The sequence below is a fragment of the Pseudosporangium ferrugineum genome (genome assembly GCF_003002065.1).
Lineage (GTDB): Bacteria > Actinomycetota > Actinomycetes > Mycobacteriales > Micromonosporaceae > Actinoplanes > Actinoplanes ferrugineus_A.
This window is the reverse complement of sequence record NZ_PVZG01000005.1, coordinates 182,949-205,104: the sequence shown is the minus strand read 5'-3', so window position 1 is coordinate 205,104 and position 22,156 is coordinate 182,949. Positions and strand designations below refer to the sequence as shown.

Annotated in this window: 17 protein-coding genes and 1 tRNA gene; 11 read left to right on the top strand and 7 right to left on the bottom strand. The window is 70.1% G+C overall.

Annotated elements, in window-relative coordinates:
* Positions 1-193 precede the first annotated feature (193 nt).
* Complete coding sequence (gene pyk / locus CLV70_RS12890) at positions 194-1,630, top strand: pyruvate kinase (protein ID WP_106126686.1); 1,437 nt, start codon at positions 194-196, stop codon at positions 1,628-1,630.
* Between the two features lie 278 nt (positions 1,631-1,908).
* Positions 1,909-2,754 carry an acyl-CoA thioesterase gene (locus tag CLV70_RS12885; RefSeq protein WP_245908215.1) on the top strand — a complete coding sequence of 282 codons (846 nt, stop codon included), beginning with the start codon at positions 1,909-1,911 and terminating at the stop codon, positions 2,752-2,754.
* Between the two features lie 450 nt (positions 2,755-3,204).
* On the opposite strand, the gene CLV70_RS12875 is transcribed toward CLV70_RS12885, so the two are convergent.
* The 3 genes from CLV70_RS12875 to CLV70_RS12865 form a co-directional block, all read right to left on the bottom strand.
* Positions 3,205-4,608: an HdeD family acid-resistance protein gene (locus tag CLV70_RS12875; protein ID WP_106126685.1), complete on the bottom strand. Its 1,404-nt coding sequence runs from the start codon at positions 4,606-4,608 to the stop codon at positions 3,205-3,207.
* A gap of 88 nt (positions 4,609-4,696) precedes the next feature.
* Positions 4,697-5,455, bottom strand: a complete 759-nt coding sequence (locus CLV70_RS12870) for a helix-turn-helix domain-containing protein (RefSeq protein ID WP_170148607.1) — start codon at positions 5,453-5,455, stop codon at positions 4,697-4,699.
* 36 nt (positions 5,456-5,491) lie between these two features.
* A tRNA-Leu gene (locus CLV70_RS12865) sits at positions 5,492-5,577 on the bottom strand.
* Between the two features lie 127 nt (positions 5,578-5,704).
* Between CLV70_RS12865 and CLV70_RS12860 the strand changes: the two genes are divergently transcribed.
* From CLV70_RS12860 to CLV70_RS12840, 5 genes are all read left to right on the top strand, one after another.
* The gene (locus tag CLV70_RS12860) at positions 5,705-6,325 is read left to right on the top strand and encodes an ANTAR domain-containing response regulator (protein WP_106126683.1); all 621 of its coding nucleotides are present in this window, start codon (positions 5,705-5,707) and stop codon (positions 6,323-6,325) included.
* Between the two features lie 158 nt (positions 6,326-6,483).
* Positions 6,484-7,767, top strand: a complete 1,284-nt coding sequence (locus CLV70_RS12855; RefSeq protein ID WP_245908196.1) for a branched-chain amino acid ABC transporter permease — start codon at positions 6,484-6,486, stop codon at positions 7,765-7,767.
* Between the two features lie 10 nt (positions 7,768-7,777).
* Positions 7,778-8,770 (top strand): branched-chain amino acid ABC transporter permease, encoded by a 993-nt coding sequence (locus CLV70_RS12850; RefSeq protein WP_245908195.1) that lies wholly within the window; start codon positions 7,778-7,780, stop codon positions 8,768-8,770.
* Positions 8,760-9,713 carry an ABC transporter ATP-binding protein gene (locus tag CLV70_RS12845; RefSeq protein WP_106126681.1) on the top strand — a complete coding sequence of 318 codons (954 nt, stop codon included), beginning with the start codon at positions 8,760-8,762 and terminating at the stop codon, positions 9,711-9,713. The genes CLV70_RS12850 and CLV70_RS12845 overlap by 11 nt, the downstream gene beginning before the upstream one ends.
* Before the next feature lie 2 nt (positions 9,714-9,715).
* The gene (locus CLV70_RS12840) at positions 9,716-10,525 is read left to right on the top strand and encodes an ABC transporter ATP-binding protein (RefSeq protein ID WP_106126680.1); all 810 of its coding nucleotides are present in this window, start codon (positions 9,716-9,718) and stop codon (positions 10,523-10,525) included.
* A 131-nt stretch (positions 10,526-10,656) separates the two neighbouring features.
* On the opposite strand, the gene CLV70_RS12835 is transcribed toward CLV70_RS12840, so the two are convergent.
* Positions 10,657-11,928: an ABC transporter substrate-binding protein gene (locus CLV70_RS12835; protein ID WP_106126679.1), complete on the bottom strand. Its 1,272-nt coding sequence runs from the start codon at positions 11,926-11,928 to the stop codon at positions 10,657-10,659.
* 288 nt (positions 11,929-12,216) lie between these two features.
* On the opposite strand from CLV70_RS12835, the gene polA reads away from it, so the two are divergent.
* Together polA and CLV70_RS12825 are read left to right on the top strand one after the other, a co-directional pair.
* Positions 12,217-14,910 carry a DNA polymerase I gene (polA, locus tag CLV70_RS12830; protein ID WP_106126678.1) on the top strand — a complete coding sequence of 898 codons (2,694 nt, stop codon included), beginning with the start codon at positions 12,217-12,219 and terminating at the stop codon, positions 14,908-14,910.
* A gap of 880 nt (positions 14,911-15,790) precedes the next feature.
* On the top strand, positions 15,791-16,156 hold the full coding sequence (locus CLV70_RS12825; protein WP_211303752.1) for an ArsR/SmtB family transcription factor: 366 nt from the start codon (positions 15,791-15,793) through the stop codon (positions 16,154-16,156).
* A 406-nt stretch (positions 16,157-16,562) separates the two neighbouring features.
* On the opposite strand, the gene CLV70_RS12820 is transcribed toward CLV70_RS12825, so the two are convergent.
* Genes CLV70_RS12820 through CLV70_RS12810 form a run of 3 tightly spaced genes read right to left on the bottom strand, consistent with a single transcriptional unit; the run spans position 16,563 to position 17,918 of the window.
* Positions 16,563-16,886 (bottom strand): DUF3140 domain-containing protein, encoded by a 324-nt coding sequence (locus CLV70_RS12820; protein WP_106126676.1) that lies wholly within the window; start codon positions 16,884-16,886, stop codon positions 16,563-16,565.
* Positions 16,876-17,082: a hypervirulence associated TUDOR domain-containing protein gene (locus tag CLV70_RS12815; RefSeq protein ID WP_106126675.1), complete on the bottom strand. Its 207-nt coding sequence runs from the start codon at positions 17,080-17,082 to the stop codon at positions 16,876-16,878. The genes CLV70_RS12820 and CLV70_RS12815 overlap by 11 nt, the downstream gene beginning before the upstream one ends.
* Positions 17,083-17,102: 20 nt before the next feature.
* Complete coding sequence (locus CLV70_RS12810) at positions 17,103-17,918, bottom strand: class I SAM-dependent methyltransferase (RefSeq protein ID WP_106126674.1); 816 nt, start codon at positions 17,916-17,918, stop codon at positions 17,103-17,105.
* A 432-nt stretch (positions 17,919-18,350) separates the two neighbouring features.
* On the opposite strand from CLV70_RS12810, the gene rpsA reads away from it, so the two are divergent.
* Positions 18,351-19,868 (top strand): 30S ribosomal protein S1, encoded by a 1,518-nt coding sequence (rpsA, locus tag CLV70_RS12805; RefSeq protein ID WP_106126673.1) that lies wholly within the window; start codon positions 18,351-18,353, stop codon positions 19,866-19,868.
* A gap of 797 nt (positions 19,869-20,665) precedes the next feature.
* Positions 20,666-21,901, top strand: coding sequence for a dephospho-CoA kinase (gene coaE, locus CLV70_RS12800; RefSeq protein WP_106126672.1), 1,236 nt, complete (start codon positions 20,666-20,668; stop codon positions 21,899-21,901).
* Positions 21,902-22,156: the final 255 nt, after the last annotated feature.

Below are 22,156 nucleotides of genomic sequence, written 5' to 3'. Positions count from 1 at the left end.
TACCGCTGGGGCGGGACATCTGTGCGCGGCCGCTGGGACCGGACCGATAAGCTGAAGCCGATTGCGGTCGCTGTAGCCCGCCACCGAGTGTGAGCCAGGCGCGCCCGACGGGATGTCCGGAGCGTCGCCACTCGCCGTTCATCCCCATGACGGGGGTCGGCCAACGGGCCGATCCGAAAGAGAGACTAGCCTGATGGCTGTGACACGCCGAGCAAAGATCGTCTGCACCATGGGTCCCGCCACCGCGTCCGCCGAGCGCATGCTCGGGCTGGTCGAGGCCGGCATGGACGTGGCCCGGCTCAACTTCAGCCACGGCAGCCACGAGGACCACCAGAAGGTCTACGACATGGTCCGCGCCGCCGCGAAGCAGACCGGCCGCGCCGTCGCCGTGCTCGCCGACCTCCAGGGTCCGAAGATCCGGCTCGGCAAGTTCGCCAACGGCCCGCACGTGTGGAAGACCGGCGACGTCGTCACCATCACCAGCGACGACATCCTGGGCACCCCGGACCGCGTCTCGTGCACGTACACGAAGCTTCCTGAAGAGGTCAAGGTCGGCGACCGCCTCCTCATCGACGACGGCAAGGTCGCCGTCGAGGTCTCCGCCGTGCAGGGCAACGACATCCGCTGCCTGGTCACCGAGGGCGGCCCGGTCTCCAACAACAAGGGCGTCTCGCTGCCCAACGTCGCGGTCAGCGTGCCCGCGATGAGCGACAAGGACGAGGCCGACCTGCGCTTCGCCCTGAGCCTCGGCGTCGACCTGGTGGCCCTGTCGTTCGTGCGCTCGCCCGACGACATCAAGCTCGTGCACCAGATCATGGCCGAGGAGGGCAAGACCGTCCCGGTCATCGCCAAGGTCGAGAAGCCCGAGGCGGTCACCCACCTCGAGGCCATCGTCCTCGCCTTCGACGGCGTCATGGTGGCCCGCGGCGACCTGGGCGTGGAGCTCCCGCTCGACGAGGTGCCGCTCGTGCAGAAGCGCGCCGTGCAGCTCTGCCGCGAGAACGCCAAGCCGGTCATCGTGGCCACCCAGATGCTCGACTCGATGATCGAGAATTCCCGCCCGACCCGCGCCGAGGCCTCCGACGTCGCCAACGCGGTCCTCGACGGCGCCGACGCGGTCATGCTCTCCGGCGAGACCTCGGTCGGCAAATATCCGGTGCTCACCGTCAGCACCATGGCGAAGATCGTCACCACCACCGAGAACGGCGCCCTCGGCGTCCCGGTCCTGCAGCACGACCCCCGCACCCACAGCGGCGCCCTGACCGTGGCGGCGTCCCGCATCGCCCGCAACATCGGCGCCAAGGCCCTCGTCGCCTTCTCGCAGACCGGCGACACCGTGCGCCGCCTCTCCCGCCTGCACTGCGAGCTGCCGCTGCTGGCCTTCACCCCGGTCCCCGAGGTACGCGACCAGCTCGCCCTCTCCTGGGGCGTCGAAACGTTCCTGACCGACTTCGTCGAGCACACCGACGACATGTTCCGCCAGGTCGACCAGAGCATGCTCGGCCTCGGCCTCGCCAAGCCCGGCGACTACGTCGTGGTCGTGGCCGGCAGCCCGCCGAACGCCCCCGGCTCCACCAACACCCTGCGGGTCCACCAGCTCGGCTCGCTCGTCGACCCGAGCACCGTGTGACGTCCACGCCCCCGGCCTCCACCGGCCCGGCCTCGGCCGGCTCGGACCTGGCCGGCTCGGACCTGGCCGGCTCGGACCTGGCCGGCTCGGACTCGACCGGCTCGGACTTGGCTGGCCCGGCCTCGACTGGTCCGGCCTCGGGCGGCTCGGGCTCGGGCGGCTCGGCCTCCGCGTCCTCGGGGGGCGTGCCGGGTCGGTCTGCCGGCCGGTCCGGGGACCGCGCGGCGTCCGGCCCGGACGCCGCGGTCCCGCTCGAGGGCCAGGCCGCCGTCGACCAGCTGCTGGAGGTCCTCGACCTCAAGCAGCTGGATCCGGCCCGCTTCCGGGGCGAGAGCCCGCAGGTCGGCGCCCAGCGCGTCTTCGGCGGCCAGGTCGCCGGCCAGGCCCTGGTGGCGGCCGGCCGCACGGTCGCCCCGGACCGCTTCGTGCACTCGCTGCACGGCTACTTCGTGCGCCCGGGCGACCCGACGGTCCCGATCGACTTCACGGTCGAGACCATCCGCGACGGCCGTTCCTTCTCCGTGCGCCGCTCCACGGCCCAGCAGCACGGCAAGACCATCTTCTTCATGTCAGCCTCGTTCCAGGTGGTGGAGGAGGGCCTCGACCACCACTCGCCGGCCCCGGAGGGCATCCCGGGCCCGGACGAGACCCCGACGATGCGCGACTGGCTCGCCAGGTACCCCCAACGCCGAGCCGCCTTCAACACGGCCCCGCAGGCCATCGACGTCCGCTACGTCAACACCCCCGGCTGGGTCCCCCCGGGCGACCGCGACGCCGCCGCCCTGCAACGCGTCTGGATGCGCATCAACGGCAAACTCCCGGACGACCCCCTGATCCACGCGTGCGCCCTCACGTACGCCTCGGACCTCTCCCTCCTCGACTCGGTCCTCTCGGTCCACGGCGAAGTCTGGGGCCCGGGCGGCGTCATCGGCGCCAGCCTGGACCACGCCCTCTGGTTCCACCGCCGCTTCCGAGCCGACGAATGGTTCCTGTACGACTGCACCAGCCCGTCCGCGAGCGGCAGCCGAGGCCTGGCAACAGGCCGCCTCTTCACGGAGTCCGGAGCCCACATCGCCAGCGCGGTCCAGGAAGGCCTCCTCCGCCGCGTCGGCACCCGCCCGTAACCACCCGCCGCCCCGGCCCCTGCCGCTCCGGCCCCTGCCGCGCCGGGACCCGCCGCGCTCGCCCCGCTTTGTCGCGCTCGCCCCGTCTTGCCTCGCCCCGCTCGACCGGCAGGCCGCCGCGGACCTGGCCCGCGCGCACGCTCGCCCCGCCCGTTGCGGCACACCCGCTTGCCCCACCGTTGCGCCTCGAACGCTCGTCCCGCCGAGCACGTCCGACCGTCGGCCGCTCGCCCGTCCGCCGCCTGTGCGGTCCGCCCGTCAACCACACGTTCGCCCGTCGCGCGCTCGCCCCGTCGCGCGCCCGCTCGCCCCGTCGCGCGCCCGCTCGCCCCGTCGTGCGCCCGCTCGTTCGCTGTGCGCACGTCCGTCTCGCGGTGGGCCCGTCGGAGCGGGACCCGGCCCGGCGACTGGCCGTTACGCGCTGGCCCCGCTCCGGCGGGCAAGGGGAGATCAGTCCACAGTCCGCCCGTCGTCCCTGCCTGCCGTCCTCGCCCCCGGCTCCGTACCGTCGAACGCCACCGCGTCCCCGGCCGCTCCCGACACCGCGCCGGTGGCCGCGGCCCGCGCCGCCCTGCCCGGCTCCTGGGGTGACGCCATCGCCTCGTCCGCCCCCGGCACCTCCACCCCCTCGGCCGTGTCCGGCACCTCGACCTGTTCCGCCTCGGCGGCGGCAGCCTGCGCGGCGGCCCCCGGAACGGCCGCCCCGGTCACCCCGGCCAGCGCCAGCATCGCGTCCAGTTCGGCGGTCGTCCGCAACACCTCGTCGTGGAAACTCCCGGCCTGCGCCCCGTGCCCGGCCTCCCGCCAGTCCCCGGTCCCACCGCCAGCCGCCCCCGGCCCCGCCGCGAATCCTCCCGCGCCACTTCCCGCCGCGCCGGCAGCCCCCATGCCCCGCGCACCGCTTCCCGCCGGGCCGCCTGCCCCGATGCCCCGCGCGCCGGTCCCCGCCGTGCCGCCTGCCCCAATGCCCCGAGCGCCGGTCCCCGCCGTGCCGCTACCCGCGACTCCGGTTCCGGTTCCAGTGCCCCAGCCACCCTCGGCGTCCGCTCCCGCCGTGCCGAAGCCCCCGGCGCCAGTCCCGATACCCGCCGCTCCATAGCCCGTCGCCTCGGCACCCGGCGAGCCTTCGACCGCGGCGGTGCGAGGACCGGACAGGTCGGTCAGCCCGGCCGCCGACCCCCGCGGCATCGCCCGGTGCCGGGCTCCGGCGGCCCGCGGCGGCGCCGCCTCGAAGTCCGTCATGCCGGCCGAGTAGCCCGCCACCCCGATCGCCCGCTCCGGCGACAGCTCGAGCCGCCGCCCGGCCCGGGCCAGCGACGAGGCCTCCCGCAACCGCAACGACGCCACAAGATCGGCGACCCCCCTGATGGCGGCGGCCCCGGCGAGAACGGTGACGACCGTCGCCGCCGTACGCGCGGAAGAGCCGGCGGCGAAGAACCCCAGCCCGAGCTCCACCAGCCCGACGACGGTGAGCATCCCCCAGATCCGATCGGTCTCGCGAGTCATCATCGCGACAGCGACGTCGACCGCGCCCCGCACCATCAGATACCACCCGAGCAACCCCGCCGGCGTGGTCCACGATTCGCTGTTGTCGGTCATCAAGATCACACCCGTGACCGCGAACAGTACGGCCATGCCCGCATTCAGCCACCACGTCCGGGTCCCGGCGAGCGCCCGCACCACCTCGGTCACCGCCCCGAACAGCACGACCGGCCCCACCACATCGGCCACCTCGGCGGGCTCGAGCCGCAGCACACTCCACGCCACAGCCAGCCAAGCCACCCCGGCGAACAACAGGAACCCCCACATCCCGTCACGCACGACGGTCAGGGGCGACGAGCCGGACCACAACATGAAGCCTCCTGGCAGTGCTGGTACTGCCATGACAACACCGAGCAGACCGGCAAACCGCCCTTTCGCCGGAAATACCCGATAGCACGGTTCAGCACTTGGCCCCCACCACCTGGTCGAGCACCGCCACCCCGTTCCGGCGCGCCACCGAGAGCAGGTTGGGCCGGCACATCCGCCACGGCACATCGATCCGGTCGAGTGTCCGCTGGCAGATCGACATGATGTCGGCCGATTCGTTGGCGAACATGTACCGGGGATACCGGTAGGTCGTCCCGTTCCTGACGACGCGATTCTCCGTGCGGCAGCCGTCGGAATGGAAAAGGCCGCGGAGCAGGTTCCCCGGTTCTTCGTCGGCTATCCGCTGCTGCCACCCGGCGAGCCGGATCGGCCTTTCGTGTTTCCGGCCGGGGCCATGCTGAGGGAACAGGCACGGCCAGTGCTGGGAGTAACTCTGCACTGCGACACAGCCTTCGCGATTGACCCGCTGCACCTTGGTCGCGAGGACCCGGAGCATGGCGTCGGCGCAGGCGTCGATGAGCCCCGGCCATGTTGCCGTGCAGTAAACCCGCAGCACGCAGACGCGTGCCGTGGTCACCAGATGCCCGTCGCCGAGGTAGAGACCGAGCAGGTGCGCATAGGCCGCGGGATCGCCGGGGAGCCTGGCCGGCGTGGCGCATCGCGGACATCGGGTCGGCGCCGCGTCCCTTTCCGCCCGCCGCCTGGCTCGTTCGCCGTGCAGCCAATGTCCGACCGTGCGCCGGGGAAGATCGAGTTCGCGACAGATCTCGCCGAATGGAACTCCGGCGGCGCGTAGTTCGAGTGCGCGGTGGCGAAAGTGAGGAGGATGCACCCCCTCATCTTCGAACAGGGGTACGACAGTCTCGCGTGGTGCCGGGGACGGGAGTCGAACCCGCATGCCCTCTCGGACAAATCATTTTGAGTGATCCGTGTATGCCATTCCACCACCCCGGCGCGCTCGACCGCGTCGCGACAGTGCCACGGCGATACGAGCAGGACACACACTACCCACTACGCTGTCTGGGGTGACACCCAGATACCCGGGTGTCGCGACTTCCGGAGCGTTGGGGGTAGGGGTTCTGTGGCCGACACGCAGGCGAGTGCCGAGCGCAGGCGGGTTCTGATCGCCGAGGACGAGGCTCTCATCCGGCTGGACCTGGCCGAGATGCTCGTGGAAGAGGGGTACGACGTCGTCGGTGAGGCCGGTGACGGGGAGACCGCCGTGCGGCTGGCCGAGGATCTGACGCCGGATCTGGTCATCCTCGACATCAAGATGCCGATCATGGACGGGCTGGCCGCCGCCGAGCGGATCGCCGGGGGGCGGATCGCGCCGGTCGTCATTCTGACCGCGTTCAGCCAGCGGGATCTGGTGGAGCGGGCGCGGGCCGCCGGGGCGATGGCGTACCTGGTGAAGCCGTTCCAGAAGTCGGACCTGGTGCCGGCCATCGAGATCGCGCTCTCCCGGTATTCGGAGATCGCCGCGCTGGAGTCCGAGGTGGCGGGGCTCACCGATCGGCTGGAGACGCGCAAGTCGGTCGAGCGGGCCAAGGGCGAGCTGATGACCAAGTATGCGATGACCGAGCCGCAGGCCTTCAAGTGGATCCAGCGGACCGCGATGGACCACCGGATGACGATGCGTGAGGTCGCCGATCGGATCCTCGCCGAGTCCGAGCCGCCGGATGCGGCGTCCCAGCCCAGCTAGAGGGGCTTCTGGCGCGTCATATCGTTGTCGCGTTGGTTAAAGAGCAATAACGGCTTGGGAACAGAACGTTGATGTCGTGTGACGCAGGCTATGATCCGCCAGTCCCGGGGTGCAACATCCCTCGGGCCGACCTGCCATGACGTCAATGAGGAGCTCCGTTGCGTAGAGCCGTGATGATGGTCACGGCCTTCCTGGCAAGCATGTTGTTCGTCCTCGGCACCGGTGTCACGAGCGCCAGTGCCGAAGGTGAAGGGCTGCAGGGAACCCTGATCAACCAGAACCAGCCGGTTGCTGGTGTCACGATCAAGGTTTCCGGCCAGGATGGTCAGTTGATCGACCAGACCAAATCGGGGGCGGACGGCAAGTGGTCCGTCGGCGTACCGAAAGCCGGCACGTACAAGGTCGATCTGGACGTCGCGACGCTGCCGCAAGGTGTCGTCCTGCTGAACAACCGGCCGAGCTTGAATCTGCAGGTCTTCGAGGGGTCTGTCCGGACCGCGCTGTTCCCGCTGGGCGCCGCCGCGACCGGTAACGAGAAGGCGGACGACGGCAGCCCCGGCACGTTGGGGCGGGTGCTGGACCTCGCCTACACGGGCATTCACATCGGCCTGATGATCGCCCTGGCGGCGCTCGGCCTGTCGCTGATCTTCGGCACGATGGGCCTGACGAACTTCGCGCACGGCGAGCTGATCACCTTCGGCGCCATGATGGCGTTCATCTTCAACGTCTTCGTCGGGCTGCCGGTGTGGGTCGCGGGCGTGATCGCGGTGATCCTCGGCGGGGCGTTCGGCTGGATACAGGACCGCTTCTTCTGGGGCTGGCTGCGGCAGCGGCGCACCGGCCTGATCGGCATGATGATCATCTCGATCGGCCTGGCCCTGACGTTGCGCTACGTCTCGCTCTACTGGTTCCGCGGTGAGACCCGGCAATATTCCGAGTACGTGGCCCAGCCGGGCATCGACCTCGGCCTGATCGACGTGGCACCCAAGAACCTGGTGATGGACGCGATCGCGATCATCGTGCTGGTCGGCGTGTCGGCGTCGCTGGTGATGACCCGGCTCGGCAAGGCGACCCGCGCGGTGTCGACGAACCCGTCGCTGGCCGCCGCTTCGGGCATCAACGTCGACGCCATCATCCGCCTGGTCTGGACCATCGGTGGTGCCCTCGCCGCGCTCAGCGGCGTCATGCTGGGTGTCTTCCAGGGCATCAACTACCAGATGGGCTTCCAGATCCTGCTGCTCGTCTTCGCCGCCGTCACGCTGGGTGGTCTCGGTACGGCCTTCGGGGCCCTGCTGGGCAGCCTGGTGATCGGTCTCGCCACCCAGTTGTCGACGCTCTGGATCCCGACGGAGCTCAAGAACGTGGGGGCCCTGGCGGTTCTCATCATCGTCATCCTGTTCCGGCCGCAGGGCATCCTGGGCCGGCGCGAGCGGATCGGTTGAGGGGCGCACGATGATCAACTGGGACGTCATCTTCAGTGTTTCCCTGGAGTCGCTGGTCGGCGCGACGACGATCGTGTACGCCCTGGCGGCCATCGGCCTCAACGTGCACTTCGGCTACGCGGGCCTGCTCAACTTCGGTCAGTCCGCGTTCCTGGGCGTGGCCGCGTACGGCATGGCGATCACCGTGTCGACCTTCGATCTCCCGTTCTGGCTGGGCATCCTCGTCGGGCTCGCGGCGACCGTGGTGCTCGCCCTGCTGCTCGGCATCCCCACGCTGCGGCTGCGCGCCGACTATCTGGCCATCGTGACGATCGCGGCGGCCGAGATCGTACGGTTGCTCTTCCGCTCGGTGTCGCTGAGTGAGTGGACCGGCGGGTCGGACGGCCTGCAGTCCTTCTCCCAGTCGTTCTACGACCTGAACCCGTACTCGGGCGGCATCTCGACGACGCTGATCAGTTTCAGCGCCCGCGAGCTGTGGATCATCACGGTCGGCTGGATCGTCGTCGCGCTGGCGCTGTTCATCGTGTGGCTGCTCATGCGCAGCCCGTGGGGGCGCGTCATCAAGGCGATCCGCGAGGACGAGGACGCGGTGCGCAGCCTCGGCAAGAGCGTCTTCGCGTACAAGATGCAGGCGCTGATCCTGGGCGGCGTGCTCGGCTCGTTCGGCGGTTACATCTTCGCGCTGAGCCTGGCCGCGATCCAGCCGGACACCTACGGCACCGAGTTCACGTTCTACATGTACACGATCGTGATCCTGGGCGGTGCTGCCCGCGTACTCGGGCCGGTCGTCGGGTCGATGATCTTCTGGTTGCTCCTGACCTTCATCAACGCCCTGCTGCCCGCCCTGGTCAGCGCCGGGACGATCCCGACGTCGATCATGACGACGAACCAGGCCGGCGCCGTGGGCTACATCCTGGTGGGTGTCGGGCTGATCCTGCTGCTCATCTTCCGGCCGCAGGGAATCTTCGGCGACAAGAAGGAGGTCATGCTCGATGCCCGGTGAACCGACCGGTGCCGCGCCCGCGCGCGCGGGATCGACCGCCCGAGACCGAGCCACCGAGGCCTTGCGCGACGTCGCGCGGGAGCCGGGTGCCGCCAAGCCCGATCCGATCCTCGTCGCCGACGGCGTCGTGCGCCGCTTCGGCGGGCTGACCGCCGTCAACGTCAACCACGTCGAGATCCAGCGGGGTGCAATCACCGCGCTGATCGGCCCCAACGGCGCCGGCAAGACGACCTTCTTCAACCTGCTGACCGGCTTCGACCGTCCCGACGAGGGCCAGTGGAAGTTCAACGGCGACGCGGTCCAGGGCGTGCCGCCGCACAAGGTGGCGCGCCGCGGCATGGTCCGCACGTTCCAGCTGACCAAGGCGCTGTCCCGGCTGTCGGTGATCGACAACATGCGGCTGGGCGCGGTGGGGCAGAAGGGCGAGACCTTCTGGCGCGCGCTCATCCCCAGCCTGTGGCGCAAGCAGGAGGCGGAGATCACCGAGCGGGCCGACGCGCTGCTCGAGCGGTTCAAGCTCGACAAGAAGCGCGAGGACTTCGCCGGCAGCCTCTCCGGCGGCCAGCGCAAGCTGCTGGAGATGGCCCGGGCTCTGATGGTCGAGCCGCACATGGTGATGCTCGACGAGCCGATGGCCGGCGTGAACCCGGCCCTGACGCAGTCGCTGCTCGGCCACGTCAAGAACCTGCGCGAGGACGGCATGACCGTGCTGTTCGTCGAGCACGACATGGACATGGTCCGGGACATCAGCGACTGGGTCATCGTCATGGCGCAGGGGCAGGTGATCGCGGAGGGTACGCCGGACAGCGTGATGGCGGATCCGCGGGTCATCGACGCGTACCTCGGCGCGCACCATGACGGGGCTCCCGACCCGTCGGCACCGATCGACAACGAACCAGCGGCCGGCCCGAAGGCGACCGACGGCCCCGCGGAACGGGAGTGACGATGGCCGAGAACGAGATTCCCGTCGAGCAGGCGGACGACACGGCGGGTGTCGCCGTACTGGATCGGTCCGAGCACCTGGCCGGCGCCGACGGTGCCCTGCTGCGTGCGGACGAGCTGATCGCCGGCTATCTGCCGGGTGTGAACATCCTGAACGGCAGTGATCTGTACGCGCGTGAAGGCGAGCTGATCGGCATCATCGGCCCGAACGGTGCCGGTAAGTCGACCCTGCTGAAGGCGCTGTTCGGGCTGGTCAACATCCGCTCGGGCGCGGTCACGCTGCGCGGCGAAGCGATCACGAACCTCAAGGCCCACGACCTGGTGTCCAAGGGGATCGGCTTCGTGCCGCAGACCAACAACGTGTTCGGCACGCTCACCATCGAGGAGAACCTCGAGATGGGCACGTTCCTGCGGCCCAAGCGCTTCAAGGAGCGCTTCGAGTTCGTCTCCGGCCTGTTCCCCGCGCTGGGCGCCCGCCGCAAGCAGCGCGCGGGCTCGCTCTCCGGCGGTGAGCGGCAGATGGTCGCCATGGGCCGCGCGCTCATGATGGAGCCGAGCGTGCTGCTGCTCGACGAGCCCTCCGCGGGCCTGTCGCCGGCGATGCAGGACGAGGTCTTCTTCCGGACCAAGCAGATCAACGGTACGGGCGTCACGGTCGTCATGGTCGAGCAGAACGCCCGCCGGTGCCTGGAGATCTGCGACCGCGGTTACGTCCTGGACCAGGGCCGCAACGCGTACACGGCGTCCGGCCGCGACCTGATGGACGACCCGAAGGTCATCGAGCTGTACCTGGGCACCCTCGCCCGCGCCTGACCCGCTCCACCGATACGGCCGCCAGGGGTTCGCCCCGGCGGCCGTATCTTTTGTCGCTTCGATGGCCCGTCTTCGACCTGCACGAAAATGGGGCCCGGCTTTCGCCGGGCCCCATTTCTGCTGTGCTTGCGTCAGCCGGAGATGCTGCCGGCCTGGTAGGTCAGGTTCTTGTAGGTGTTGTCGGCACCGTACTGGTAGATGCCGATGGTGGCCTGCGACGGGTCACCGGCCTCGTTGAACTCGATCGGACCGCTGACACCGTCGTAGTCGATGTCGGTGCCCTTGTCGAGCAGGTCCTTGCACTCCTTGTACGTCTTGCACTTGGTGCCGGCGGAGGTGACGGCCGTCATCTGCTTCGCCATGGCGCTCGGCGTGTCGCTCTTCGCGGCGGTGGCGGCGAGGGCGGCGACGACGGTGGCGTCGTACGACTCCGGCGCGTAGCTGAAGTCCTTCAGCTGCGGGTTGACCTTGAGCAGGTTGGTCCGGAAGTCGTCGCTGGCCTTGGCGCCCGGCAGCGTGCCCTTGGCGCCCGCGAAGGTGCCGTTCGGGAACTCCTTGCCGTAGTTCGACAGGTTGCCGTCGACGAAGTACCACTTCTTCTTCGCGGCGGTCAGACCGGCCTCGACCAGCTTCGGGACGATCTTCTTGGTCTCGTCGAACCCGATGAGGACGATCGCGTCCGGGTTCGCCTGCCTGATCTTGCCGACCTCGGCGGAGTAGTCCGCGGCCTTCGGGTCGTAGACCTCTTCGGCGACGACCTGGCCGCCGCCCGACTCGATGGCGCTGCGGGTGCTCTTCGCGAGGCCCGTGCCGTAGGAGTCCTGGAGGACCAGCAGGCCGACCTTGGCGTTGCCGTCCTCGGCGATCAGGTTGCCGAGGACCCGGCCCTGGAGCACGTCCGGCGGCGCGGTGCGGAAGTAGAGGCCGTTGTCCTTGTACGTCGTGAACGCGTCCGACGTGTTGGCCGGCGAGATCTGCATGACCCCGGCACCCGTGATCTTGTCGATCACGGACAGCGACACGGAGGACGAGGCGGCGCCGACGATGACGTCGACCTTGTCCGTGAGCAGCTTGTTCACCGACTGCGACGCGATGTCGGTCGAGGTGTCGCCCGAGTCCGAGTCGCTCTTGGTGACGGGCTTGCCGAGCACGCCTCCGGCGTCGTTGATGTCCTTGATCGCCAGGTCGACGCCGGCGAACTCCGGCGGGCCGAGGAAGGCGAGGGAACCGGTCTGCGGCAGCAGCGTGCCGATCTTCAGAACACCGTCACCGGATGCGGCGGCGGTGGCTGCCGACGACGATCCAGCCGACGGGGTGTCACCGTCGTCGGAGCACGCGCCAAGGGTGAGGCACGCGGCCCCCAGCACGGCGACGGTCCGCCACGCGAAGGAAGGGCGATTCATCCATGTCTCCTTTGAGGTCAGCGAGCGGGAAACCGAAGCGTTTCGCGCCTTCCGCCGATCGGGTCAACCTAGTGAAAAGAAAGGTCCACGACCAGGGCATTGGCCCTTCCTAGACCGACACGTTGTGCAGTCGTAATGTAGGCAAACACCGAATCGATCGCGGTGCCGTTCCTCCGACCGCGATTGTCCGGCCGGCGCGGCGACAGTCCCCGCATTTCCGCCGAATCATCTCAGATCGCCTGGGGCGGCCCGCAAAGTTGTCGTACCCCGGGACTAGAGTTCCCCGACGTGAGCGCCGACGCCCAGACCCCCCGCTTGCTGCTGCTCGACGGCCACTCGCTGGCCTACCGAGCCTTCTTCGCGCTGCCCGTGGAGAATTTCTCCACCCAGACGGGCCAGCCGACCAACGCCGTGTTCGGCTTCACCTCGATGCTGATCAACATGCTGCGCGACGAGAAGCCGACCCACATCGTGGTGGCGTTCGACGTCTCGCGCGTGTCGTTCCGCACCGAGAAGTACGCGGAGTACAAGGCCGGCCGCTCCGAGACCCCGCAGCCGTTCCTGGGCCAGGTCAGCCTGGTCAAGGAGGTGCTCGAGGCGCTGCGCATCCCGGTGGTCGAGAAGCCGGGCTACGAGGCCGACGACGTCATCGGCACCCTCGCGTGCCAGGCCCGCGACGCCGGCTTCGAGGTCGTCATCTCCACCGGCGACCGGGACGCCTTCCAGCTCGCCGGCGAGCACGTCACGATCCTCTACCCGGTGCGCGGCGTCTCCGAGGTCTGGCGGATGACCCCCGAGGCCATCGAGGCGAAGTACGGCGTGCCCCCCGGCCGCTACCGCGACAAGGCCGCCCTGGTCGGCGAGGCCAGCGACAACCTGCCCGGCGTCCCCGGCGTCGGCGACAAGACCGCGGCCAAATGGATCAATCAGTACGGCGGGCTCGACGGCATCATCGCGCGGGTCGACGAGATCAAGGGCAAGGCGGGGGAGAACCTGCGCGCCCACCTGGCCGACGTCATGCGCAACTACGACCTCAACGGGCTGGTCTGCGACCTCGATCTGCCGCTGCGCCCCGAGGACGTCAAGTGGCAGGGCTGGGACCGCGAGGCCGTGCACCAGGTCTTCGACGCGCTCGAGTTCCGGGTGCTGCGCGAGCGGCTCTATGCGTACCTCGACGCCGTCGAGCCCGAGGCCGAGTCCGGCTTCGATCTGGCCGGCAGCGTGCTGCGCGCCGGTGAGGTGGCCGGATGGCTCGCCGAGCACGCTCAGGCGGCCCCGGTCGGCGTGTCCGTCACCGGCACCTTCGGCCGCGGCACCGGCTCGCTGACCGGCATCGCGGTGGCCGCCGGCGACGGCCCGGCCGCCTGGTTCGACCCGGCCGCGCTGGACGAGGCCGACGAGCGCGCGGTCGCCGCCTGGCTCGCCGACCCCGACCGGCCCAAGATCATTCACGACGCGAAGCCGGCGATGCTGGCCTTCCGCGCGCACGGCTGGGCGCTGGCCGGCGTGCGCGTCGACACCGCCCTCGCCGCCTACCTCGCCAAGCCCGACCAGCGGGCGTACGACCTGACCGACCTCGCGCTCCGCTATCTCAAGCGCGAGCTGCGCGTCGACGCGCCGCAGGACGGCCAGCTCACCCTCGACGGGCTGGGCGACGACCAGGGCGCCGCTGAGGAGAACGTGATGCTCCGCGCCCGCGCCACCCTCGACCTCGCCGACACCCTCATCGAGGAGCTGTCCCGCGACGACGGCGCCTCCCAGCGCCTGCTGGCCGAGGTGGAGCAGCCGCTCGAGATCGTGCTCGGCGAGATGGAACACGTGGGCATCGCCGCCGACACGCACTATCTCTCCGAGCTCGAGGCGCACTTCGCCGCCGAGGTCAAGGCGGCGCAGCAGGCGGCCCACGAGGTGGTCGGGCGCGAGTTCAACCTCGGCTCGCCCAAGCAGCTCCAGGAGATCCTCTTCGTCGAGCGCAACCTGCCGAAGACGAAGCGCATCAAGTCCGGCTACACCACCGACGCCGACGCGCTGCAGAGCCTCTTCGCGCAGACCGGCGACCCCCTGCTCGAGCACCTGCTGCGCCACCGCGACGTCGCCAAGCTCAAGTCCACCGTGGACGGCCTGCTCAAGTCCGTCTCCGACGACGGCCGCATCCACACCACGTTCAACCAGACGGTCGCCGCCACCGGCCGGCTCTCGTCCACCGACCCCAACCTGCAGAACATCCCCATCCGTACGGAGGAGGGCCGGCGCATCCGCCGCGCGTTCGTGGTGGGCGAGGGCTTCGAGTCGCTGCTGACCGCCGACTACAGCCAGATCGAGATGCGCATCATGGCGCACCTCTCCGGCGACGAGGCCCTCATCGCGGCCTTCAACTCCGGCGCCGACTTCCACGCCGCCACCGCCTCGTCGGTCTTCCACGTCCCCGTCGACGAGGTCGTCCCCGACCAACGGCGCAAGATCAAAGCCATGAACTACGGTCTCGCGTACGGTCTGAGCGCCTTCGGCCTGAGCAACCAGCTCAGCATCACCACGGAGGAAGCCCGCGGCCTGATGGCGGAATACTTCGAACGCTTCGGAGGCGTCCGCGACTACCTCCAGGCGGTCGTCCGCCGAGCGGTCCAGGACGGCTACACGGCCACCATCCTCGGCCGCCGCCGCTACCTCCCCGACCTGAGCAGCGACAACCGCCAACGCCGCGAAATGGCCGAACGCATGGCCCTCAACGCCCCCATCCAAGGCTCAGCCGCCGACATCATCAAGGTAGCGATGCTCCACGTCGACACCGCCCTCCGCGAAGCCGGCCTGAAGTCCCGCATGCTCCTCCAGGTCCACGACGAACTCGTCTTCGACGTAGCCCCCGGCGAACGCGAACCCCTCGAAGCCCTGGTCCGCCAGGAAATGGGAGCGGCCTACCCCCTCTCAGTCCCCCTCGAAGTCTCAGTAGGCACCGGCCAAGACTGGAACGGTGCCGACCACTGACCACCCCACCACCCACCATCCGCCCTCACCGGCCGGTTGCCCTACCACCCGTCCGGCTCGCCTCCACCGGCTGGCTGCTCTCCCGCCCCGCTTCACCGGACGGTTGCTCCACCACCGTCCGGCTCGCCTTCACTGGCCGGTTGCTCCACCACCGTCCGGCTCGCCTTCACTGGCCGGTTGCCCTACCACCGTCCGGCTCGCCTCCGCTGGCCGGTTGCCCCACCACCGTCCGGCTCGCCCTCACCGGCCGGTTGCCCTACCACCGTCCGGCTCGCCTCCGCTGGCCGGTTGCCCCACCACCGTCCGGCTCGCCCTCACCGGCCGGTTGCCCTACCACCCGCGCGCCCCGCTTCACCGGACGGTTGCTCCATCACCGTCCGGCTCGCCTTCACTGGCCGGTTGATCTACCACCCGCCCAGGCCGCCTCACGGACCGTTGCCCCACCACCCGCGCGGGGTTGACCTCGGCTGTCGGGTGCGCCGCCACCCGCCCGAGCGACCATTGGCTGGTTATGTGCTGACACTCTGTCCACCTCCTGACAGCACCGGGCGCATTTCGGTGCCTGGTGAAGCCATTTACCACTCGATCGGGTGGCTTGTGGAAGTGTGATCCGTAGCCCATTCGGGCAGCCGCCGCGGTTCTTTTGGCTATACCTGCCGCTCCTCATTCCGGGGGCTCGTGAATGGTCCGCCGCGTTGGCAGAGCACCGTCCACCTCGGATTTAACCGTTGTTGCAGCGGTGTCCGTCCGCGAGGTGACGCGGAGGGAAACCGCTGGTGGGAAATGCATTCTGGCTCTGCGCAGTCGAGATCTTGCACTGGGGAGCGAGGTGTCGGGATTCCGCCCCCGCGGACTTGCCTTGCTCTGCAAGGGTGGGCGCATGTCGAGCACTTCCATCGAGATGACATCGCTGTCGGGCGCCTGGGCTCCCGTGGCGCGCCGGCCCCTGGAGGCGGACCAGGCACGAGCCTTCGCGCCGATGTTCAAGGCCCTGGGCGACCCGGTACGCCTCCGCCTGCTCTCCATGATCGCCTCCGCCGGCGGCGGCGAGGTGTGCGTCTGCGACCTCACCGGCTCCTTCAAGCTGACCGGCCCGACGATCTCCCACCACCTCAAGGTCCTCCGCGAAGCCGGCCTCGTGGACAGCGACCGCCGGGGAACCTGGGTCTACTACCGCATGGTCCCGGCGGCCCTCGCCCTCCTGGCCGGCCTCCTCGACGTAACCGCCGTAGCGACCCCGGTCTAACCGCGCCCGAACGCTTAGGCCGACCCCCGACCGTCCGCGCCGCCGCCGCCGCCACCACCGCCACCGTCGCCGTCAGCAGTTGGCCGGCCGGCCGGGCCGCAGGTGTCGGCCATCGCAGCTGCCGTCTCAGCCGTCCCCGCTCAGGGAGCCTGAGTCCCCGCCGCGGATGTCAGCCGTCCCAGCTGGGGTCCCCGCCGTCCCCGCTCAGGGACGCCAGCGTCCGCGCCGCGGATTTCGGCCGTCCGAGCTGTGGCCATGAGCCGTCCGGGCCGGGGGTGGCAGCGGCCCGCGGGGGCTGTCAGCCGTCCCGGCTGCGGGTCTGAGCCGTCCCCGCTGGGGTGCCAGCGTCGCCACCGGTGGCGTCAGCGTCCCACCCGGGCGTCAGCCGTCCCAGCTGTGCGCCGCCTTACTTCAGTGGGTCGTGACCCCAGTTCATCAGCGAGTACCGCCACTTCGTCTCCGTCACGTCTCCCGAGGGGCGCTGTGCCAGGTGCCGGTGGACGTACCCGATCACCTTTCTCATGTGGGCCTCGTCCGCGTCGCCGAGGTCCGCCTTCCTCGCGTGCAGGATCTCGATGATCTTCCGCCCGCTGTCGTGGCCGACCGATTCGGCGCCGTTGCCGGGCTTCTGGCCGACCTGCTGCGACTCGTCCGTGTCGAGCCACTTCTCGAGTTCGGACGCCGTCATGTTCACCGCGTCCTTGAATTCCGCGTACGTGTCAGTTGTCATGCTTCAGCGCTCCCGGCTTGTGGACCGCCGTACCGCCGGTCTTGTCGCTCTTGACCTTGTACTGGGGTTCGTCCTCGGAGGCGTTCACCGTGCGGCCGGCCTCCGAGGTGCGCGACGTGATCTTCTTCTCGACCGTGCCGTGCACCTCCTGGCCGTGGCTGCTCCAGGTCACCTTGTCGCCCTTTTTCACGCTCATGACCTGCGGTTACCCGTGGATCAGGGACGGTAACTGACGAATATGGCCGTGCCCGGGAACAGCCTGCCGCGCAGCGGGCTCCACTGGCCCCAGATCTGCTCGTGGCCCTCCGGCCATTCCGGCTCGATGAGGTCCTCGAGGACGAAACCCGCCGCCACGAGCTCGCGGATGCGGTCGCCGAGGGTGCGGTGCTGTTCCACGTACGTCGGGGAGCCCTTCTCGTCCTGCTCCACGTACGGCCGTCGGTCGAAGTAGGGGTGGATCGCGAGCAGGCCGTCCTCGCCCGGGTCGTCGAGGAAGATCCAGCGCATGGGGTGTGTGATCGAGAACACCCACCTGCCGCCGGGGCGGAGCACGCGGGCGACCTCGCGCATCACCGCCGCCGAGTCGGCCACGAACGGGACGGCTCCGAACGCCGTGCAGACGATGTCGAACGCTCCGGTGGCGAACGGGAGGGCGAGGGCGTCGGCTTGCACGAGCGGCACCCGTACCCCCGAACGGTCTGCGGCCTGCTGCGCATGGCGCAGCATCCCCCCGCTCAGATCCATCGCGACCACGTCGGCGCCCTGCCCGTCGAGCCAGCGGGCCGCCGAGGCCGCGCCGCAGCCGAGCTCCAGCACGCGCCGGCCGCGCACGTCGCCGAGCAGGCGCGCGTCGGCCTCCCTCAGGCCCTCAGGGCACCAGACGAAATCGACGTCACCCAGGAACCCCCCGTGCTCCTCCTGGTAGTCGTCCGCGTCCAGGTCCCACCAGTGGCGGCTGGCCACGCGGCTCTCGTCGTCGGTCACCGCCCGGCGCAGCGTCGCGGGCCGGGTGGTGGACTGAGCTTCGTTCACCGAGCCACCGTACGGCGGGAGTACGACACTTTCCGCACGGCGGCCGGCGGCGGGAGAATGTCTCGGAACGGGGCGCGGCGGGTGGGCGTACCGGAGCAAAGATCTTCCCGGACGGCGCGCGGGGCGGCCGAAATGGCACAAAACGCCCTTGATGGCGGGTTTCGCGGGAACAATGTGCCTCGGTCCTCGGGAGGGCTTGCAACCTGTGGTAATGCGCACGGTAAGCTAGTCGATGCGCTCGCGGATCGTGTGCCTCGGCAGGGAGCAGGTTCCGCAAGACGTCGGTCCCAGCATGATCCTGCTCGTTTGATCGCCCTCGCTTGATCGTCAGCTCCAGCGTCGTGATCACCGGTTGTTCGTGCTGTGCCCGCCCGTCAGTTCCGCGACGCGCGAGAGACACCACGACACCATCCGTTCGGAGCAACAGTCCACATGACGAGCAGCATCGAGGCCACCTCGAGCGCCAACAGGGTCACCGTCGACGATCTTGGCTCGGAGGAAGCTTTCCTCGCAGCCATCGACGAGACCATCAAGTACTTCAACGACGGCGATATTGTCGAAGGCACCGTCGTCAAGGTCGACCGGGACGAGGTCCTGCTCGACATCGGCTACAAGACCGAGGGCGTCATCCCCTCGCGCGAGTTGTCGATCAAGCACGACGTGGACCCCGCGGAAGTGGTGTCGGTCGGTGACCACATCGAAGCCCTCGTCCTCACCAAGGAGGACAAGGAAGGCCGCCTGATCCTCTCGAAGAAGCGCGCGCAGTACGAGCGCGCGTGGGGCACGATCGAGAAGATCAAGGAGGACGACGGCGTCGTGCGCGGCTCCGTCATCGAGGTCGTCAAGGGCGGCCTCATCCTCGACATCGGTCTCCGTGGCTTCCTGCCGGCCTCGCTGGTCGAGATGCGCCGCGTGCGCGACCTCCAGCCGTACGTCGGCCGTGAGCTCGAGGCGAAGATCATCGAGCTGGACAAGAACCGCAACAACGTGGTCCTGTCCCGCCGCGCCTGGCTGGAGCAGACCCAGTCCGAGGTCCGCACCGAGTTCCTCAACAAGCTCCAGAAGGGCCAGGTCCGCAAGGGCGTCGTGTCCTCCATCGTCAACTTCGGTGCCTTCGTGGACCTGGGTGGCGTGGACGGCCTGGTGCACGTCTCGGAGCTCTCCTGGAAGCACATCGACCACCCGTCCGAGGTCGTCGAGGTCGGCCAGGAGGTCGAGGTCGAGGTGCTCGACGTCGACCTGGACCGCGAGCGCGTCTCGCTGTCGCTGAAGGCGACCCAGGAAGACCCGTGGCGCCAGTTCGCCCGCACCCACGCGATCAACCAGATCGTGCCGGGCAAGGTCACCAAGCTGGTTCCGTTCGGCGCCTTCGTCCGCGTGGACGACGGCATCGAGGGCCTGGTGCACATCTCCGAGCTGGCCGAGCGTCACGTCGAGCTGCCCGAGCAGGTCGTCCAGGTCGGTTCGGACGTCATGGTCAAGGTCATCGACATCGACCTCGAGCGTCGCCGGATCTCGCTCTCGCTGAAGCAGGCGAACGAGAACTTCGTGGAGGGCGAGGAGCACTTCGACCCCACCCTGTACGGCATGGCGGCCACCTACGACGCCGAGGGCAACTACATCTACCCGGAGGGCTTCGACCCGGAGACGGGCGAGTGGCTCGAGGGCTTCGACAAGCAGCGCGAAGCGTGGGAGAAGCAGTACGCCGACGCCCGCGAGCGCTGGGAGGCCCACACCAAGCAGGTGCAGGCGTCCCGCGAGGCCGACGCCGAGGCCGCGCTCAACCCGACCCCGGCCGGTGGCGTGACCACCTCGTCGTCGTCGACCTCCTCCTCCACCTCCACGAGCACGTCCGCCCCGGCGCGCGCCGCGGAGGAGCCGGCCGGCACCCTGGCCACCGACGAAGCCCTCGCCGCTCTGCGCGAGAAGCTCGCCGGCGGCAAGAGCTGACCAAGCCCCACCAGCCCGCCGATCCCCGGACCGGCGAGCGCTGACCCCGGCCCCACAGCCGGTCAAGGCACGAGCGAACCCCGCTCACCCGGTCCCTCCGGGTGGGCGGGGTTTTCCCGTACGCCCAAAGCACCGCCCGCAGGACCCAGCCCGCCGCGACCGCCCTGCCGGTTCACCAGCGTCGCGCCGCCGGTCCGCTGGGGTCGCGCGGCGTTGCCGGTTTGCCGGGTTCGCGCTGCCGGTCCGCCGGAGTCGCGTTGCCGGTTCGCCGGGTTCGCGCCGCTGGTCCGCCGGAGTCGCGTTGCCGGTTCGCCGGGTTCGCGCCGCTGGTCCGCCAACGTCGCGCCGCCGGTTTGTCGCGTCGACGCTGCCGCGGCGTCGGCGTCGGCGTCGGGCCGGGTGGTCGGTCGGCCTTATGCCGAGTGGTCGGTCGGCCGGGCGCCGCTGGTCCGCCGGGTTTGCGCCGCTGGTCCGCTGGCGTCGCGCCGCTGGTCCGCCGGGGGTTGCGCCGCTGGTCCGCCGGGTCGCGCAGCTGGTTGCCGCGGCCGTCCCGCTGACTCGACGCGGCCGTGTTGCTGTCCAGCCGCGGTCGGTTCGCCCTTCCCCGCGGCCGCGCCGATGGCCCGGTGCGGCGTCCTCTTGGGTGCGATGCCCGCGGGGCCACCGCCGTCTTCCGTGACGATCCGTCGGACTCGACCGGCCTCCATGATGCCCTGTCCTCCGCCTCGCCGGTGAGTTATCCACAGGCGGCCGAGGCGGCCCTGACACGCGTTGATCGACCCGGAATACTGGGGCACGTGCTCAAAGTGGGACTGACCGGTGGCATCGGCGCCGGAAAAAGCGCGGTTGCGGAGCGGCTGCGGCAGCTCGGCGCTGTCATCGTCGACTCCGACGTGCTGGCCCGCGAGGTCGTCGCCGCCGGCACCGACGGGCTGGCCGCCGTCGTCGAGGCCTTCGGCGCCGAGGTGCTCGGCGCCGACGGGGAGCTGGATCGCCTCGCGCTCGGCGCTCGGGTCTTCGGCGACGCGGAGGCCCGGCGCCGGCTCGAGGGCATCATCCACCCGCGCGTGCGGGCCCGTGCGGCCGAGCTTGCCGCCGCCGCGCCGCCCGACGCGATCGTGGTCAACGACGTTCCGCTGCTGGTCGAGACCGGTCAGGTCCCGTTCTACCACCTCGTGATCGTCGTCGACGCGACCCCGGAGGAGCGTATCGCCCGCCTCGTCCGGACCCGCGGGATGACGCCGGAGCAGGCCGCCGCCCGGATCGCCGCTCAGGTGGACGATGCCGACCGGCGCGCCGCCGCCGACGTGATCATCGACAACAACGGCGGGCTCGACGCGCTGACCGCCCAGGTGGACGAGCTGTGGCGCACGCGGCTCCGGCCGTACGAGGAAAATGTCCGGCTCCGAAGGCACGCGCCGACCGGTGAGCGGCTGCACGTCGTACCCCCGGATCCGACCTGGCCGCGGCAGGCGGCCCGGTTGACCGCCCGGATCGACCATGCACTCCGCCCGCTGCTCGGCCATGACGGCGGGAGTTCTCATCATCCCGGGCCGCCGCGCGCGTGGATCGAGCACATCGGTTCGACGGCGGTGCCGGGCCTGCCCGCGAAGGATCTCATCGACCTGATGCTCGTCGTCGGCTCGCTGGAGGAGGCGGACAAGCTCGCCGACGCCCTGGCCGGCGCGGGGCTGCCGCGGCGGGACGGCGTGTGGTTCGACAATGCCCGCGGGATGCCCGGCAAGACCTGGCCCAAGCGCCTGCACGGCAGCGCGGACCCGGGCCGGTCCGTCAATCTGCACGTACGGGTGGCAGGCTCGCCGGGCTGGCGTTTCGCCCTGCTGATGCGTGACCACCTGCGCGCGGTGCCCGAAGCCCGGGACGAATATGCCGCGGCCAAGGAGCGGTGGGCCGCGGCCCATGCGGACGTGGAGGGGTACGCGGAGGCGAAGGAGCCGTGGTTCGACAAGGAGGCGGAGGCCGCGGAGGCGTGGGCTGAAGCTACGGGGTGGAAGCCACCGGCGGCCCCATGACGCACGCGGGCTATGGAGCGGAGCGCGGGTAACGCGGGCTATTGCAGGGCAGTCGCCAGCGGCTCTGTGAAGCGTCCCGCCACGTGAGTCTTCGGCCGGGGCGCGGTCAGGGGCCGACGCGATGGCCAGGCGTGGTCAGGAGCGCTCCCGGTGGCCGGGCGTGGTCAGGGGTGCTCGTGGCGCCAAGCGCGGTTAGGGGTGCTCGTGGCGCCGGGCGTGGTTAGGGGCGCTCGCGGCGGCCGGTCGACGCGGGTC

What these genes read in the sequence shown, in the direction of transcription:
- pyk (WP_106126686.1), top strand. Translation starts at nt 194, where the DNA reads ATGGCTGTGACACGCCGAGCAAAGATCGTCTGCACCATGGGTCCCGCC.
- CLV70_RS12875 (WP_106126685.1), bottom strand. Translation starts at nt 4,608, where the DNA reads ATGTTGTGGTCCGGCTCGTCGCCCCTGACCGTCGTGCGTGACGGGATG.
- CLV70_RS12850 (WP_245908195.1), top strand. Translation starts at nt 7,778, where the DNA reads ATGATCAACTGGGACGTCATCTTCAGTGTTTCCCTGGAGTCGCTGGTC.
- CLV70_RS12845 (WP_106126681.1), top strand. Translation starts at nt 8,760, where the DNA reads ATGCCCGGTGAACCGACCGGTGCCGCGCCCGCGCGCGCGGGATCGACC.
- CLV70_RS12840 (WP_106126680.1), top strand. Translation starts at nt 9,716, where the DNA reads ATGGCCGAGAACGAGATTCCCGTCGAGCAGGCGGACGACACGGCGGGT.
- CLV70_RS12835 (WP_106126679.1), bottom strand. Translation starts at nt 11,928, where the DNA reads ATGAATCGCCCTTCCTTCGCGTGGCGGACCGTCGCCGTGCTGGGGGCC.
- CLV70_RS12825 (WP_211303752.1), top strand. Translation starts at nt 15,791, where the DNA reads ATGTCGAGCACTTCCATCGAGATGACATCGCTGTCGGGCGCCTGGGCT.
- CLV70_RS12820 (WP_106126676.1), bottom strand. Translation starts at nt 16,886, where the DNA reads ATGACAACTGACACGTACGCGGAATTCAAGGACGCGGTGAACATGACG.
- CLV70_RS12815 (WP_106126675.1), bottom strand. Translation starts at nt 17,082, where the DNA reads ATGAGCGTGAAAAAGGGCGACAAGGTGACCTGGAGCAGCCACGGCCAG.
- rpsA (WP_106126673.1), top strand. Translation starts at nt 18,351, where the DNA reads ATGACGAGCAGCATCGAGGCCACCTCGAGCGCCAACAGGGTCACCGTC.